Genomic DNA, 11,846 nt, shown 5'->3' with positions numbered 1-11,846 from the left:
CAGGCCGATGTAATTGTCGTCATCATGCCGTGATCGCCATGCGTCGTACGGCCGCGCGTCGCTCATGCCGCGAATCCTCCGCCGAAAAAACGCCGCGCTAGACCGTCCCCGGCAACGCGCTCGACACGAGCACGGCCGCCACCATCAGCACGCCGCCGAGCACGACCGCCTCGACGCGCAGCACCGTGCCGAACCGCTTCAACGCGCCGGCCGGCATCGCGACGGCCGGGTCCTGCAACGCGGCGAGCAGCTTCGGCATCCCGAAGAACCGGTTGTGTCCGCCGAGCATCGCGGCAATCAGCACGAGCACGAGCTTCAGCAGCAGGATCTGCCCGTACGTCGACGCGAACAGGTTGGCGGGCGTATCGACACCGCGCCAGCCGTTGTACGCGCCGGTCGCGAACAGTACGACCAGCGCGTAAGTGGACGCATCGGACAGCGACTGCACGAACGATGCGCCCGTCGCGCGTTCGCTCGCCGGCATGCGGACGAGCCGCGGCATCACGCCGAACGCCGACACGAGCACGAGCCCGACCCACGCGCTGATCGCCAGCAGATGCAGCCAGTCGGCCCACACGGGGACACTGAACGGCCCGGCGTCCACCGGATGCCCGCCGTTGCTGCGAGCGAGCGCGACACCGGCGAGCGCGGCCACCATCGCGAACGGAAACCGCGTGTCGTTCGCATGCGAGACGAACGACAGCAGCACGACGACGAGCATGAATGCGGTGCCGGCCAGCCACGCATGGCCGAACCCGGTGCCCGCGAGCATCGAATAAACCGCCGGCCCCGCGTCGAGCAGCGACACTTCGCTCATCAGCGCGCAGTGCGCCCAGAACGCGGTGACGCTCGCGAGCAGCGATACGACGGACGCGCTGCGCAGCGTCGCGACGAGCCGACGCCCGACGCCGCGCTGCCACGCGGATGCGCCGCGCGCGAGCCAGTGCCGGCCGAGCAACGCGCCGACGACGACCGCGAACCCGGCGTTCTGGATCGCCACTGACACGAGCCGCAGCAGGCCGACGATGCCGTCGTTCATCCCTTCACCCGGAACGTATACGTGCCCTTCGTGCGATGCGCATCGGCCGTCATCGCCACCCACTGCACCGTGTACGCGCCGGCCGCAAGCTTCGGTATCGCGACGGTCATCACGCGCGGATTCGACGCATCGACCTTCGCCTTGTCCTGCGTGACGGCGTTGCCGCTCGCATCCGACACCTTCACCGAGCTGAACGCCGGTTCGAGATCTTCGTTGAACGTGAGCCGCAACGCGTCGGGCGCCGCGTCGACCGTGCCGCCGGCCGCTGGCACCGCGCCTTCGAGCTTGCCGTGGGCCGAAGCCGCGGCCGGTGTCATCGCGAAGAGGGCGGCCGCCGCGGCGAACGCGGCGAGCCCTCCGGAAATCGTGCTGGTCATGTTCGCGCTCCGCATCACGGCTTCTTCAGTTCGACGACGGTCAGCGCGCCGTTCACGTCCTCGGCGACGAAGTCGATCGTATCGCCCACCTTGACCTGCGACAGCATCGCCGGGTCCTTGACCTTGAACACCATCGTCATCGCATCCATCCCGAGGTTCTCCAGCGGACCGTGCTTGATCGTCAGCTTGCCGGCGGCCATGTCGATCTTGCGAATCTCGCCGTGCGACATGCGCTGCGCCGCCGCGGCGCCCTGCTTCGCGCCGCCGCTCATGTCCATGCCGGCCATGTCGCCGGTCGCGTACGACGCGGCCGAGAACGCCAGCGCGCACCCCGTCGCCATCAGAACCAGTCCTTTCTTCATCGTGTCGACTCCCGTGTGAGTGAATGGAAATCGACGGCCGCATCGGTGCGGCCGCCGCGTGCTGCTTCAGCCGTCCGGCAATTCGCCGGTGTATTCGTGCGCGACCGTGCCCTTCGGATGCCGGAACCAGCCCGGATCGCGATAGTCGTTGCGGCCGAGCCCCTGCCGCACCTTGAGCACCGTGAACATGCCGCCCATCTCCAGCGGCCCGAACGGGCCCGTGCCGGTCATCATCGGCAGCGTGTTGTCGGGCAGCGGCATCTCCATGCCGCCCATCGCGCCGCCCGTGCTGCCCATCGCCATGTAGTCGGGCACGAGCTTGCCGATCCGCTTCGCGAGATCCTTCTGCGGCACGCCGATCAGGTTCGGCACCTGGTGACCCATCGCATTCATCGTGTGATGCGACTTGTGGCAATGGAACGCCCAGTCGCCCGGACGATCGGCGGTGAACTCGATCGCGCGCATCTGGCCGACCGCGACATCGGCCGTCACTTCGGGCCAGCGCGCGGCCGGCGGAATCCAGCCGCCGTCGGTGCCCGCGACCTCGAAGCTGTAGCCGTGCAGGTGGATCGGGTGATTCGTCATCGTCAGGTTGCCGAAACGAATCCGGACGCGGTCGCCGGCGCGCACCGGCAGCGGATCGATGCCCGGAAACACGCGCGAGTTGAAGGTCCACATGTTGAAATCGGTCATCTCGTTCACGCGCGGCGTGTAGCTGCCCGGGTCGATGTCGTACGCGGCGAGCAGGAACACGAAATCGCGATCGACCGGCATCGTGCCGCGATCCTTCGGATGCACGATGAACATGCCCATCATCCCCATCGCCATCTGCACCATCTCGTCGGCGTGCGGGTGATACATGAACGTGCCGTGCGCTTCGAGCTGGAACTCGTAGACGAAGGTCTTGCCGGGCGGAATGTGCGGCTGCGTGAGGCCGCCGACGCCGTCCATCCCGTTCGGCAGCCGCAGCCCGTGCCAGTGGATCGTCGTGTGCTCGGGCAGCCGGTTCGTCACGAAGATGCGGACCTTGTCGCCTTCGACGGCCTCGATCGTCGGGCCCGGCGACTGGCCGTTGTAGCCCCACAGGTTCGCGTTCATGCCGGGCGCCATCTCGCGCACGACGGGCTCGGCCGTCAGGTGGAATTCCTTCCAGCCGTTCTTCATCCGCCACGGCAGCGACCAGCCGTTCAGCGTCGCGACGGGCGTGTACGGGCGGCCGTTCGGCGGCACGAGCGGCGGCTGCGTGCCGGTTTTCGCCATCGTGGGCGCTTCGGGCAGCGACGCGGCGCCGGCCTTGCTGACCATCGCCGCACCGAGCAGCGCGGCGCCCGAGCCGCTGAGAAATTGTCGACGGGACACCATGTCAATGACCTTCCGGATGCGGTTGCGTGGCGGGCGCCGGCGGCGCCGCGGGAGGGGAAGCCGGCTGCGGCGCAGCGTCGGCCTTCAAAGCGGATTCGGGTGCTGATTCGGCGGAGTTCGTCGCGCGCGGCGTAGCACCCGACGACGGCAACCGGCCGCCGACCGCCATCTGCAGATCGGTTTCCGCGAGCCAGTAGTCCTTCAGCGCGTCGATGTAGCCGTTGACCGCGCCGACCTGTTCTCGCGCATCGGTCAGCAGCTCGAACACGCTCGCGAGCATCCCGTTGTAGCGCAGCAGCAGTTCGTCGGAGATCGTCTTGCGCAGCGGCACGACTTCGTCGCGGTAGTGCGTGGCGACGTCGTAGCTGGTGACGTAAGCCGAGTACGATTCGCGCACTTCGGAGCGCGCATCGATGGCGGTTTTCGCGAGCCGGTTCGCGGACTGCATGTAGATCGCCTCGGCGCGCGCGACCTTCGCGCCGCCCCAGTCGAACAGCGGAATCTCGACGCTGATCTCGTAGCCGTGCTCGTGGCCCTTGCCGGTTTCGTAGTCGTTCACGTAGCCGAGTTCGACCGCGTTGACGAAGCGCGTGGCCTTGCTCAGGCCGAGCGACGACGCGACGCCCTGCGTCTGCAGCTTCGCCGCCTGGATGTCGAGGCGGTTGCTCATCGCGAAGCGTTCGAGATCGGGCAGATCCGGGCGCGCCTTCGGTAAATCCGGCAAGCGTTCGGGTAGCGCGTATCGCGTGCGTTCGCCCCACAGCCCCATCGCGCGCGTGAGCTTCTCGCGTGCGGCGACGGCCTGCTGGCGCGCCTTCGCGTACTGGGCGACCGCGTCGGCATGAAACGCCTGTTCGCGTGCGTAGTCGAGCCGGCTGAAGTTGCCGGCCTGCCGCATGCGCAGCGCGAGTTCGGCCGCCGCGCTCGCGGCGTCGCGCACCTGCTGCGCATAGTTCGCGGCCTGCTCGGCGGCGACCGCTTCCACGTAGGCGCGGCGCGCGTCGGCCGCGACCTTCAGCATCGCGTCGGCCGTTTCGAGCTTGGTCTGCTCGAAGCGGCGGCGTTCGATCTTCGTTGCCAGCGGCATCGTCAGCAGCGCGAACACGTTCGCCGAGAACGTGCGGCCGAGCGTCAGCTCGCCGTCGCCGGCACGCGTGCGGCTGAACGCGAAGCGCGGGTTCGGCAGCCGGCCGGCCTGCACGAGGTCGGCCTCCGACAGCCCGAGTTCCGCGTACGACGCCTGCAGCCCGCGGTTGTTCAGCAGCGCGACCTGCACCGCGTCGTCCATCGACAGCGGTTTCGCCAGCAATTCCTGCGTCCGCCGGTCGACCGCTTCGCGGTCGGCGTCGGTCCGCACCACTACCGCGTCCTTCCCGATGCGTTCCGATGCGACCGACGACACGGCGTCGAACCCGCCGTCCTTCGAAAACGTCGTGCAGCCCGCGAGGAGCGTCAGCACGACCGCGGCCGCGCCGATCCGAGGCGATATCGCGAGCGTCGTCATCGCGTGGCCCCTCCGTGCGTCGAATGGGCGGCGCCGTTGCCGGCCGCGCCGCCGCTCGTGCGCCCTTTCGCGGGTCGCTCCACCACGTCCCGGTTCAGTTGCTTCCAGCCCGGGCCTGCGTCGTCCTCATACCGCTGGTAGCCATCGAACGCGGACGTCACGGTGACGTCCGGCACCGACGCGGCGGCGTCCGCCGGGTCGGGAAACGCGGTTTGCGCGGGTGCAAGCGACGACACGAGGGCCGCCGCGCCCCATAGCGCCGCAATGATCAATCGCATGAACATGTCTCGTCGTAAGTCGTCCGGCGTAGCGTGACGCAATGGCCGGAGCAAATAGCGGATCGCGGCGGGTCGGCCGCGGACAGGAACTAGACGGGCATCCTGCGAGGCGGCCGGTCGATGCCGCCGGTCAGGAACGACACGTCCCCGGCCGAACGCGGCGGCGCGACGGTCGTGACGCCGACGCTCGCCGCGGCCGGCGCCTCGAGCGCGCCCGGCATTGCGGAGCCGAAGCAGCAGGACACGCACGCGGCACATGACGACGCATGCCGCGCGTGATCGTGATGGCCGTCCTGCGCGGTCGGCATCGTGTGCAGCGCTTGGTCCTCATGCGGCACGGCAGCGCCTGCGCACGGCGTCGACACAGCCGCGAACGACTGGATCGGCAGGCTCAGCGCCAGCAACACGACGACGAGGAAGGTGCGCCAGTACGACATGGATGCGAAATCAGGCAGGCAATGATCGTTAGGGCCGGCGCGTCGCACGACGGCGCGCTCCGGGGACAAGACGGCCGCAGCTTATCGCCGCCGCGGTGACGACGACATGGCCGAAACATGACCGGCCTTTCATGACAATTCCGTCATCCGCCGATCATCGTTCGCGCACGCGCGGCGCCGTACGCTCTGGCGTTACACTGACCGGCTGGAATCACGGACGGCCTGCCTCACCATGCGGATACTGATAGTCGAAGACGAACCCAAGATGGCGTCCTACCTCCGGAAGGGCTTGATGGAGGCGAGCTACACGGTCGATGTCGCGGAAAACGGCCAGGACGGGCTGTTCCTCGCGCTGCACGAGGATTTCGATCTCGTCGTGCTCGACGTGATGCTGCCGGAACTGGACGGCTTCGAGGTGCTCAAGCGGCTGCGCGCGCAGAAGCAGACGCCCGTGCTGCTGCTCACGGCCCGCGACGCGATCGAGGACAAGGTCGCCGGGCTCGAGCTCGGCGCCGACGATTACCTGCTCAAGCCGTTCGCGTATGCCGAGTTCCTCGCGCGCATCCGCTCGCTGCTGCGGCGTGCGCCGCGCAACGTGCGCGACATCCTGCACGTCGCCGATCTCGAAATCGATCTGCTCAAGCGCCGCGTGCGGCGCGCCGACACCCGCATCGACCTCACCGCGCAGGAATTCGCGCTGCTGCAGCTGCTCGCGGAACGCGAGGGCGAGGTGCTGACGCGCACCTTCATCACGTCGCAGATCTGGGACATGAATTTCGACAGCGACACGAACGTCGTCGACGCGGCGATCAAGCGCCTGCGCGCGAAGATCGACAACGCGTACGAGAAGAAGCTGATCCACACGATCCGCGGGATGGGCTACGTGCTCGAGGATCGTTCGTGACCGCACACGCCGCTTCGTATTCGCTGCTGCGGCGCCTGACGCTCGCGTTCGCCGCGGTCGCGGCGCTCGTGTTCGCGCTGACCGGCGCGTATCTGTACCGGTCGCTGTCCGCCGAGCTGACGCGGCGCGACGACATCGAGATCTCCGGCAAGCTCAACCAGTTCCTGCAGCTCGCGCGCGCCAGCGGATCGACGGCCGCGCTACGCGCCGATCCGGCCGTGTTCCACGACGTGCTGCTGTCGCATCCGGGCGTCTACCTCGGCATCTACGATGCGCAAAACCGTCCGCTCGTCGAGCATTCCGACGAAGCCGGCAACACGCTCGCGTCGGGGATCGCCGCATCGCATCGGGCAGGGAGCGCCGACGGCCCGTTCACCTGCGCGCCGCCTGGCATCGGCACGTCGCGCTGCGTGTATGCCCGCGAAACGCTGCCGTCCGGCGAAACGATCCAGGTCGCACTCGCACGCACGGCGACCGATCGGCAATCGCTGCTCGAAAGCTATCGCGTCGATATCTGGCTCGCGGCGGCCGTCGGCGCGCTGCTGGTCGGCGCGCTCGGCTACGCGGTCGCGTCGCGCGGCCTGCGCCCGGTCGAAAGCCTCGGCCGGCAGACCTCGCGCATCGAGGCGCACAACCTGAACGCACGCCTCGACGCACGCGGCGGCCCGGTCGAATTGCGCGAGCTCGCCACGTCGGTGAACCGGATGCTCGACCGCCTCGAACGCGCGTTCGTGCGGCTGTCGCAGTTCTCGTCGGATCTCGCGCACGACATGCGCACGCCGCTTGCGAACGTGATCAGCTCGTCGCAGATCACGCTGTCGCGTGCCCGCACGGCCGACGAATACGAAGCGCTGATCGAATCGAACATCGAGGAATGCGAACGGCTGCAGCGGATGATCGAGAACATGCTGTTTCTTGCCCGCACCGACAACGCGCGGCAGCACCTGAAGGCCGCCGAACTCGACGCGGGCAGCGAATTGCGCCGGCTCGCGTCGTATTTCCAGGCGCTGGCCGACGAAGCCGGCGTGCGCATCGACGTGCATGGCGAAGCGCCGGTCGTCGCGGACGCGACGCTGTTCCGGCGCGCGGTGAGCAATCTCGCGTCGAATGCGCTCGAACACGCGGAAGCCGCATCGACGATCGAGCTGGCCGTGTCGACCCAATGCGGTTACGCGGTCGTCGAAGTCACGAATCGCGGCGTTGCGATTCCGCCCGAACAGGTCGAACGGATCTTCGAGCGCTTCTACCGGATCGATTCGTCGCGGCACGGCGCGGCGCGCAACGCGGGGCTCGGGCTCGCGATCGTGAAGTCGATCATGGAGCTGCATCGCGGCAAGGTGGAAGTCGCGAGCCGCGACGGGCGCACGACGTTCGCGCTCTACTTTCCGCGCGACACCGATAGTTAGACGACGCGCCGCCGCGCTCGGCGCTAGCGTTCCTGCGCGGCGGCGAACGACGTACGAACGCACACGAGCAGCACGATGGTCGCCACGCTGAAGATAGCCCCCGCGTAGAACGTGGCCGCGGCGCCCGCCCGATCCCACAGCACGCCCGCGACGACGCTCGAGACGAGCGTCACGATGCCGCTGATCAGGTTGAACACGCCGAACGCCGTGCCTCTCAATTCGGCCGGCGCGGCCTGCGCGACCATCGTCGCGAGCAGCCCTTGGGTCATCCCCATATGGAGTCCCCACAGCGCGACGCCGACGAGTACGGCCGGCCAATGCGTGCCGTGCGCCAGCACGATGTCGGCGGCAATCAGCAGCACGAGCCCGATCACCATCAGTTTCGTGTGGCTCGTCGTATCGGCGAGCTTGCCGAACGGGTAAGCGGACAATGCATACACGACGTTCATCGCGACCATCACGAGCGGCACGAGCGCGACGGGCACGCCGCTGCCCATCGCGCGCAGCACCAGGAACGCTTCGCTGAAACGCGCCAGCGCGAACACGCCGCCGACGGCGACGACCCACCAGTAGCGGGCGCCGAGTTGCGCGACGACCGCGCGGCGGATCGGGTTCACGCGCTTCTCGCCCGGCGCACGCGCCGGCTCGTCGATGCCGAACGCGAGCAGCGCCACGGCCAGCACGCCGGGAATCACGGCCAGCCAGAACGCGAGGCGGAAATCGTCGCGCCACACCAGCATGATGACGACGGCCAGCAGCGGCCCAAGGAACGCGCCCACCGTGTCGAGCGACTGGCGCAGCCCGTACGCGGCGCCGCGCAGGTGAACGGGCGTGACGTCGGCGACGAGCGCGTCGCGCGGCGCGCCGCGAATCCCCTTGCCGATGCGGTCGACGATCCGCGCGGTCACCACGACGCCGATCGTCGGCGCGATCGCGAACAGCGGCTTGCTGAGCGCGCCGAGCGCGTAGCCGGCGACCGCGAGCCATTTGCGATTGCGCAGGTAGTCGCTCAGCGTGCCGGAGAACACCTTGACGACCGGCGACGTCGCCTCGGCGATCCCTTCGATCACGCCGATCGTCGTCGCGCTCGCGCCAAGGCCCGCCATCAGGAACATCGGCAACAGGCTGTGGATGATTTCGGACGACACGTCCATCAGCAGGCTGACGCAGCCGAGCACCCACACGCTGCGCGGAATCTGCCGAAGAATGCCGGTCGGTGCGTCGGTCTGCATGGATCGCTCCCGGTTCAGGCATCGTGATGCCGAATGCCTGTGATGCTACCGCATGCTCGCAACCCTGATCGCAGACCGAGGCGCGCGTGCGCGCTTGCTATTGCGCCGCGTCGCGCCGCAGCTTCGCCTGCCGCTGCGTACGATCGTTCAGTATCTGGTGTCGGCGATGATCGGTCAGCTTCTTCCAGTCGCGCGCCTCGTCGCGCGTGCGCAGGCAGCCGACACAAAAGCCCGTGCGGCCGTCGAACGCGCACAGCCCGATACACGGCGATGTCACGGCCACGATCAGGCTGCCTTCCCACGCGTCATCACTTCGACGGTCACGTGCGACACGCCGTCGAAGCGCGCGAGCAGCGCATGGTAGAAACGCGCGTCGCGCGCGGCGTCGCCCGATTCGACCGACACGATCGCACTCATGTGCCCGGGGCCCACGCGCCATACATGGAGGTCGTTGACGTTGTCGCCGAGCGCCTCGATCGCGCGGCGCACGTTGTCCGTCAGCCTGCGGTCGACGTTGACGTCGAGCAGGATCCCGCCCGTATCGCGCATCAGCCCATACGCCCAGTTGGCGATCACCAGCGCGCCGACGATGCCCGCGAGCGGGTCCATCCAGACCCATCCGAACGCGCGCGCGAGCAGCAGGCCGACGATCGCCAGCACCGACACGGCCGCATCGGCGATCACGTGAACGTAGGCCGACCGGATGTTGTGGTCGCGATGCGCGGCCGAGTGCGAACCGTGATCACCGTGTGTGTCGTCGTGGTCATGATCGTGATCGTGCGGATGATGATGATCATGACCATGCGCGTGATGATGATCGCCGCTCAGCAGCCACACGCTCGCGAGATTCACCGCAAGCCCCAGCACCGCAATCGGAATCGCTTCGCCGAACTGGATCGGCACCGGCGCCAGCAGGCGCGCGATCGCCTCATAGCCGATCAGCAACGCGATCATCGCGAGCACGATCGCGCTCGTGAAGCCGGCCAGGTCGCCGAGCTTCCCGGTGCCGAACACGAAGCGCGGATCGTCGGCGTGCCGGCGCGCATAGGTATAGGCCAGCGCCGCGATCAGCATCGCGCCCGCGTGCGTCGACATGTGCAGCCCGTCGGCGACCAGCGCCAGCGAGCCGAACAGCGTGCCGCCGACGATCTCGGCGATCATCATCGCCGTGCACAGGCCGATGACCATCCACGTCTTCCGCTCGTTGCGCGCATGTGCGGCGCCCAGGAACGCGTGGCTGTGCGCGCCGCCCGCCGCCGCGCCGTTGAATTCGTTCATGTTTCGATCCGGTGACTTACTTGAAATAGCTGTGCACGACCTCGATCAACTGCTCGGTCGCGCTGCCTTCGTGTGCGTCGGGCGTATCCGCATCGACGAGATGCGACCGGATGTGGTCTTCCAGCACGACGGCCAGCAAGCCGTTCATCGCGCCGCGGCAGCTCGTGATCCGTTGCAGCACGTCGTTGCAGCCGCGCTCTTCCTCCAGCGCGCGCTCGATCGCTTCGACCTGCCCCTTGATACGGCGCACGCGGTTCAGCAGCTTCTGTTTCTCGCGAACGGTATGACTCATCGATGGCTCCTGTATAGGGTAGGGGAGTATATCTCCGGACGCTTTCCCCTATAGGATGGAGGGGTATATTTTTCGAGACGGAGGCTTGTCGAACGAAAACCGCTCGGCTAGACTGTTTTCCGTCTTTGGGGAGTAGCCTGCTTTCCGTCACCGGAAAGCGAGCGCGTCAACACACTCGGCCCGCGGCCGTGGCGCGTTCGGCCTGATCGGCTTGGCGAGACCATCGGCACATCGCGTCGTTCCTGGTCGGACGCCGGCGGATGTGTCATGGTTCGTCAGCGTCCGACCACGGAGTCCCCATGTTCCTTCCCGCTCGTCTCCCTCACGCCACCGCTGCCCGCGGAGGTGCCGCATGACCTTCATGTTCGTCGAACTGGCGTTCATGCTGATCGTCATCCTCATCGCCGCCGAAGTCTTCACCAATGCGCTCGAACATCTCGGCGAACGCCTGAAGATTTCCGAAGGCGTGACCGGCTCGCTGTTCGCGGCCGTCGGCACCGCGTTGCCCGAAACGATGGTGCCGCTGCTCGCGCTGGCCGGCGGCACGTCGAACCAGGCCGTGAACGAGGAGATCGGCGTCGGCGCGATTCTCGGCGCGCCGCTGATGCTCGCGACGCTCACCACGCTCCTGATGGCGCTCGCCGTGATCCGCTCGCGCGGGCTGCGCGGCACGATCGCGCCCGAACGCACGGGCTTCGTGCGCGACATGAACACCTTCCTCGCCGCATTCTCGCTGGCGACCGTCGCGATGTTCGTCCCGCATCACAACTGGGCCGTGCGCGCGCTGCTCGCCGCGATGCTGGTCGGCCTCTACGTGGTGTACGTCGTGCTGACGTTCCGCGCGTCGACCGGGCTCGTCGACGCCGGTCACGGCACCGAGGCGCCGCACGCAATGTTCCTGTCGCGCGTCGGCCTGCCGACCAACCTGTCGACGATCTTGCTGCAACTGCTGATCGGCGTCGCGCTGCTGGTCGGCGGCGCGAAGGGCTTCATTCACGGTGTGGAAGGCGTGTCGCACGCGCTCGGCGTGTCGGCGTTGCTGCTGTCGCTGATCATCGTGCCGATCGCGACGGAACTGCCGGAGAAGGTCAACAGCGTGCTGTGGATTCGCCGCGGGAAGGACACGCTCGCGTTCGGCAACATCACCGGCGCGATGGTGTTCCAGGGCACGCTGCTGCCGGCGATCGGCATCATGCTGACGCCGTGGGAGCCGCGCCCCGAAGTGCTGACCGGCGTGATCGTCACGCTCGCGGCGGCGGCCTGGCTGCGCGTCAATGCACGCACGCGCGGGCTCGCGATCTGGGCGCTGCTCGCGAACGGCGCGGGTTATGCGGGGTATCTGGTGCTGACGCTGACGCGCTGAGCACCGGTCGGG

General features: G+C 68.0%; 14 protein-coding genes and 1 riboswitch. Of the genes, 3 read left to right on the top strand and 11 right to left on the bottom strand.

From position 1 onward, the window contains the following. Positions 1–97 precede the first annotated feature (97 nt). The 7 genes from J8I33_RS03235 to J8I33_RS03205 all read right to left on the bottom strand — a co-directional run bounded on the left by J8I33_RS03235 (position 98) and on the right by J8I33_RS03205 (position 5,359). The gene (locus J8I33_RS03235) at positions 98–1,039 is read right to left on the bottom strand and encodes a CopD family protein (RefSeq protein WP_209933083.1); all 942 of its coding nucleotides are present in this window, start codon (positions 1,037–1,039) and stop codon (positions 98–100) included. Further along, positions 1,036–1,416 carry a copper homeostasis periplasmic binding protein CopC gene (copC, locus tag J8I33_RS03230; protein ID WP_050017697.1) on the bottom strand — a complete coding sequence of 127 codons (381 nt, stop codon included), beginning with the start codon at positions 1,414–1,416 and terminating at the stop codon, positions 1,036–1,038. Before copC ends, J8I33_RS03235 begins: the two co-directional genes overlap by 4 nt. Positions 1,417–1,430: 14 nt before the next feature. Next, entirely contained in the window at positions 1,431–1,778 is a 348-nt protein-coding gene (locus J8I33_RS03225; RefSeq protein WP_209924537.1) for a copper-binding protein, read from the bottom strand. A 66-nt stretch (positions 1,779–1,844) separates the two neighbouring features. Beyond that, positions 1,845–3,140 carry a copper oxidase gene (locus J8I33_RS03220; RefSeq protein ID WP_089488975.1) on the bottom strand — a complete coding sequence of 432 codons (1,296 nt, stop codon included), beginning with the start codon at positions 3,138–3,140 and terminating at the stop codon, positions 1,845–1,847. Position 3,141: 1 nt separating this feature from the next. After that, a complete protein-coding gene (locus tag J8I33_RS03215) occupies positions 3,142–4,644 on the bottom strand; it encodes a TolC family protein (protein ID WP_209933077.1) in 1,503 nt (500 codons plus the stop codon). Next, positions 4,641–4,922: a hypothetical protein gene (locus J8I33_RS03210; RefSeq protein WP_185641185.1), complete on the bottom strand. Its 282-nt coding sequence runs from the start codon at positions 4,920–4,922 to the stop codon at positions 4,641–4,643. The genes J8I33_RS03215 and J8I33_RS03210 overlap by 4 nt, the downstream gene beginning before the upstream one ends. Positions 4,923–5,011: 89 nt before the next feature. After that, complete coding sequence (locus J8I33_RS03205; protein ID WP_185722700.1) at positions 5,012–5,359, bottom strand: hypothetical protein; 348 nt, start codon at positions 5,357–5,359, stop codon at positions 5,012–5,014. A 232-nt stretch (positions 5,360–5,591) separates the two neighbouring features. On the opposite strand from J8I33_RS03205, the gene J8I33_RS03200 reads away from it, so the two are divergent. Then, entirely contained in the window at positions 5,592–6,263 is a 672-nt protein-coding gene (locus J8I33_RS03200) for a heavy metal response regulator transcription factor (RefSeq protein ID WP_050017679.1), read from the top strand. After that, positions 6,260–7,669: a heavy metal sensor histidine kinase gene (locus J8I33_RS03195; RefSeq protein WP_209924535.1), complete on the top strand. Its 1,410-nt coding sequence runs from the start codon at positions 6,260–6,262 to the stop codon at positions 7,667–7,669. The genes J8I33_RS03200 and J8I33_RS03195 overlap by 4 nt, the downstream gene beginning before the upstream one ends. Before the next feature lie 23 nt (positions 7,670–7,692). Here the strand turns inward: J8I33_RS03195 and J8I33_RS03190 are convergent, their stop codons facing one another. From J8I33_RS03190 to J8I33_RS03175, 4 genes are all read right to left on the bottom strand, one after another. Beyond that, positions 7,693–8,901, bottom strand: a complete 1,209-nt coding sequence (locus J8I33_RS03190) for an MFS transporter (RefSeq protein ID WP_209933071.1) — start codon at positions 8,899–8,901, stop codon at positions 7,693–7,695. A gap of 97 nt (positions 8,902–8,998) precedes the next feature. Next, on the bottom strand, positions 8,999–9,184 hold the full coding sequence (locus J8I33_RS03185) for a DUF1289 domain-containing protein (protein WP_209924534.1): 186 nt from the start codon (positions 9,182–9,184) through the stop codon (positions 8,999–9,001). 2 nt (positions 9,185–9,186) lie between these two features. Then, positions 9,187–10,179 (bottom strand): CDF family Co(II)/Ni(II) efflux transporter DmeF, encoded by a 993-nt coding sequence (gene dmeF, locus J8I33_RS03180; protein ID WP_209933069.1) that lies wholly within the window; start codon positions 10,177–10,179, stop codon positions 9,187–9,189. Between the two features lie 16 nt (positions 10,180–10,195). Next, a complete protein-coding gene (locus J8I33_RS03175; RefSeq protein WP_124554331.1) occupies positions 10,196–10,471 on the bottom strand; it encodes a metal/formaldehyde-sensitive transcriptional repressor in 276 nt (91 codons plus the stop codon). Positions 10,472–10,586: 115 nt separating this feature from the next. Next, positions 10,587–10,754, top strand: a riboswitch (yybP-ykoY riboswitch). A 69-nt stretch (positions 10,755–10,823) separates the two neighbouring features. Between J8I33_RS03175 and J8I33_RS03170 the strand changes: the two genes are divergently transcribed. Continuing rightward, positions 10,824–11,834, top strand: a complete 1,011-nt coding sequence (locus tag J8I33_RS03170; RefSeq protein ID WP_050017672.1) for a sodium:calcium antiporter — start codon at positions 10,824–10,826, stop codon at positions 11,832–11,834. Positions 11,835–11,846: the final 12 nt, after the last annotated feature.

This window comes from Burkholderia sp. AcTa6-5 (assembly GCF_017815075.1).
GTDB classification, from domain to species: Bacteria; Pseudomonadota; Gammaproteobacteria; order Burkholderiales; family Burkholderiaceae; genus Burkholderia; species Burkholderia sola.
Note: the sequence above shows the minus strand (reverse complement) of the source record. Positions and strands in the feature narration are given on the sequence as shown.

What these genes read in the sequence shown, in the direction of transcription:
- copC (WP_050017697.1), bottom strand. Translation starts at nt 1,416, where the DNA reads ATGACCAGCACGATTTCCGGAGGGCTCGCCGCGTTCGCCGCGGCGGCC.
- J8I33_RS03215 (WP_209933077.1), bottom strand. Translation starts at nt 4,644, where the DNA reads ATGACGACGCTCGCGATATCGCCTCGGATCGGCGCGGCCGCGGTCGTG.
- J8I33_RS03220 (WP_089488975.1), bottom strand. Translation starts at nt 3,140, where the DNA reads ATGGTGTCCCGTCGACAATTTCTCAGCGGCTCGGGCGCCGCGCTGCTC.
- J8I33_RS03190 (WP_209933071.1), bottom strand. Translation starts at nt 8,901, where the DNA reads ATGCAGACCGACGCACCGACCGGCATTCTTCGGCAGATTCCGCGCAGC.
- J8I33_RS03175 (WP_124554331.1), bottom strand. Translation starts at nt 10,471, where the DNA reads ATGAGTCATACCGTTCGCGAGAAACAGAAGCTGCTGAACCGCGTGCGC.
- J8I33_RS03235 (WP_209933083.1), bottom strand. Translation starts at nt 1,039, where the DNA reads ATGAACGACGGCATCGTCGGCCTGCTGCGGCTCGTGTCAGTGGCGATC.
- dmeF (WP_209933069.1), bottom strand. Translation starts at nt 10,179, where the DNA reads ATGAACGAATTCAACGGCGCGGCGGCGGGCGGCGCGCACAGCCACGCG.
- J8I33_RS03210 (WP_185641185.1), bottom strand. Translation starts at nt 4,922, where the DNA reads ATGCGATTGATCATTGCGGCGCTATGGGGCGCGGCGGCCCTCGTGTCG.
- J8I33_RS03205 (WP_185722700.1), bottom strand. Translation starts at nt 5,359, where the DNA reads ATGTCGTACTGGCGCACCTTCCTCGTCGTCGTGTTGCTGGCGCTGAGC.
- J8I33_RS03170 (WP_050017672.1), top strand. Translation starts at nt 10,824, where the DNA reads ATGACCTTCATGTTCGTCGAACTGGCGTTCATGCTGATCGTCATCCTC.
- J8I33_RS03225 (WP_209924537.1), bottom strand. Translation starts at nt 1,778, where the DNA reads ATGAAGAAAGGACTGGTTCTGATGGCGACGGGGTGCGCGCTGGCGTTC.
- J8I33_RS03200 (WP_050017679.1), top strand. Translation starts at nt 5,592, where the DNA reads ATGCGGATACTGATAGTCGAAGACGAACCCAAGATGGCGTCCTACCTC.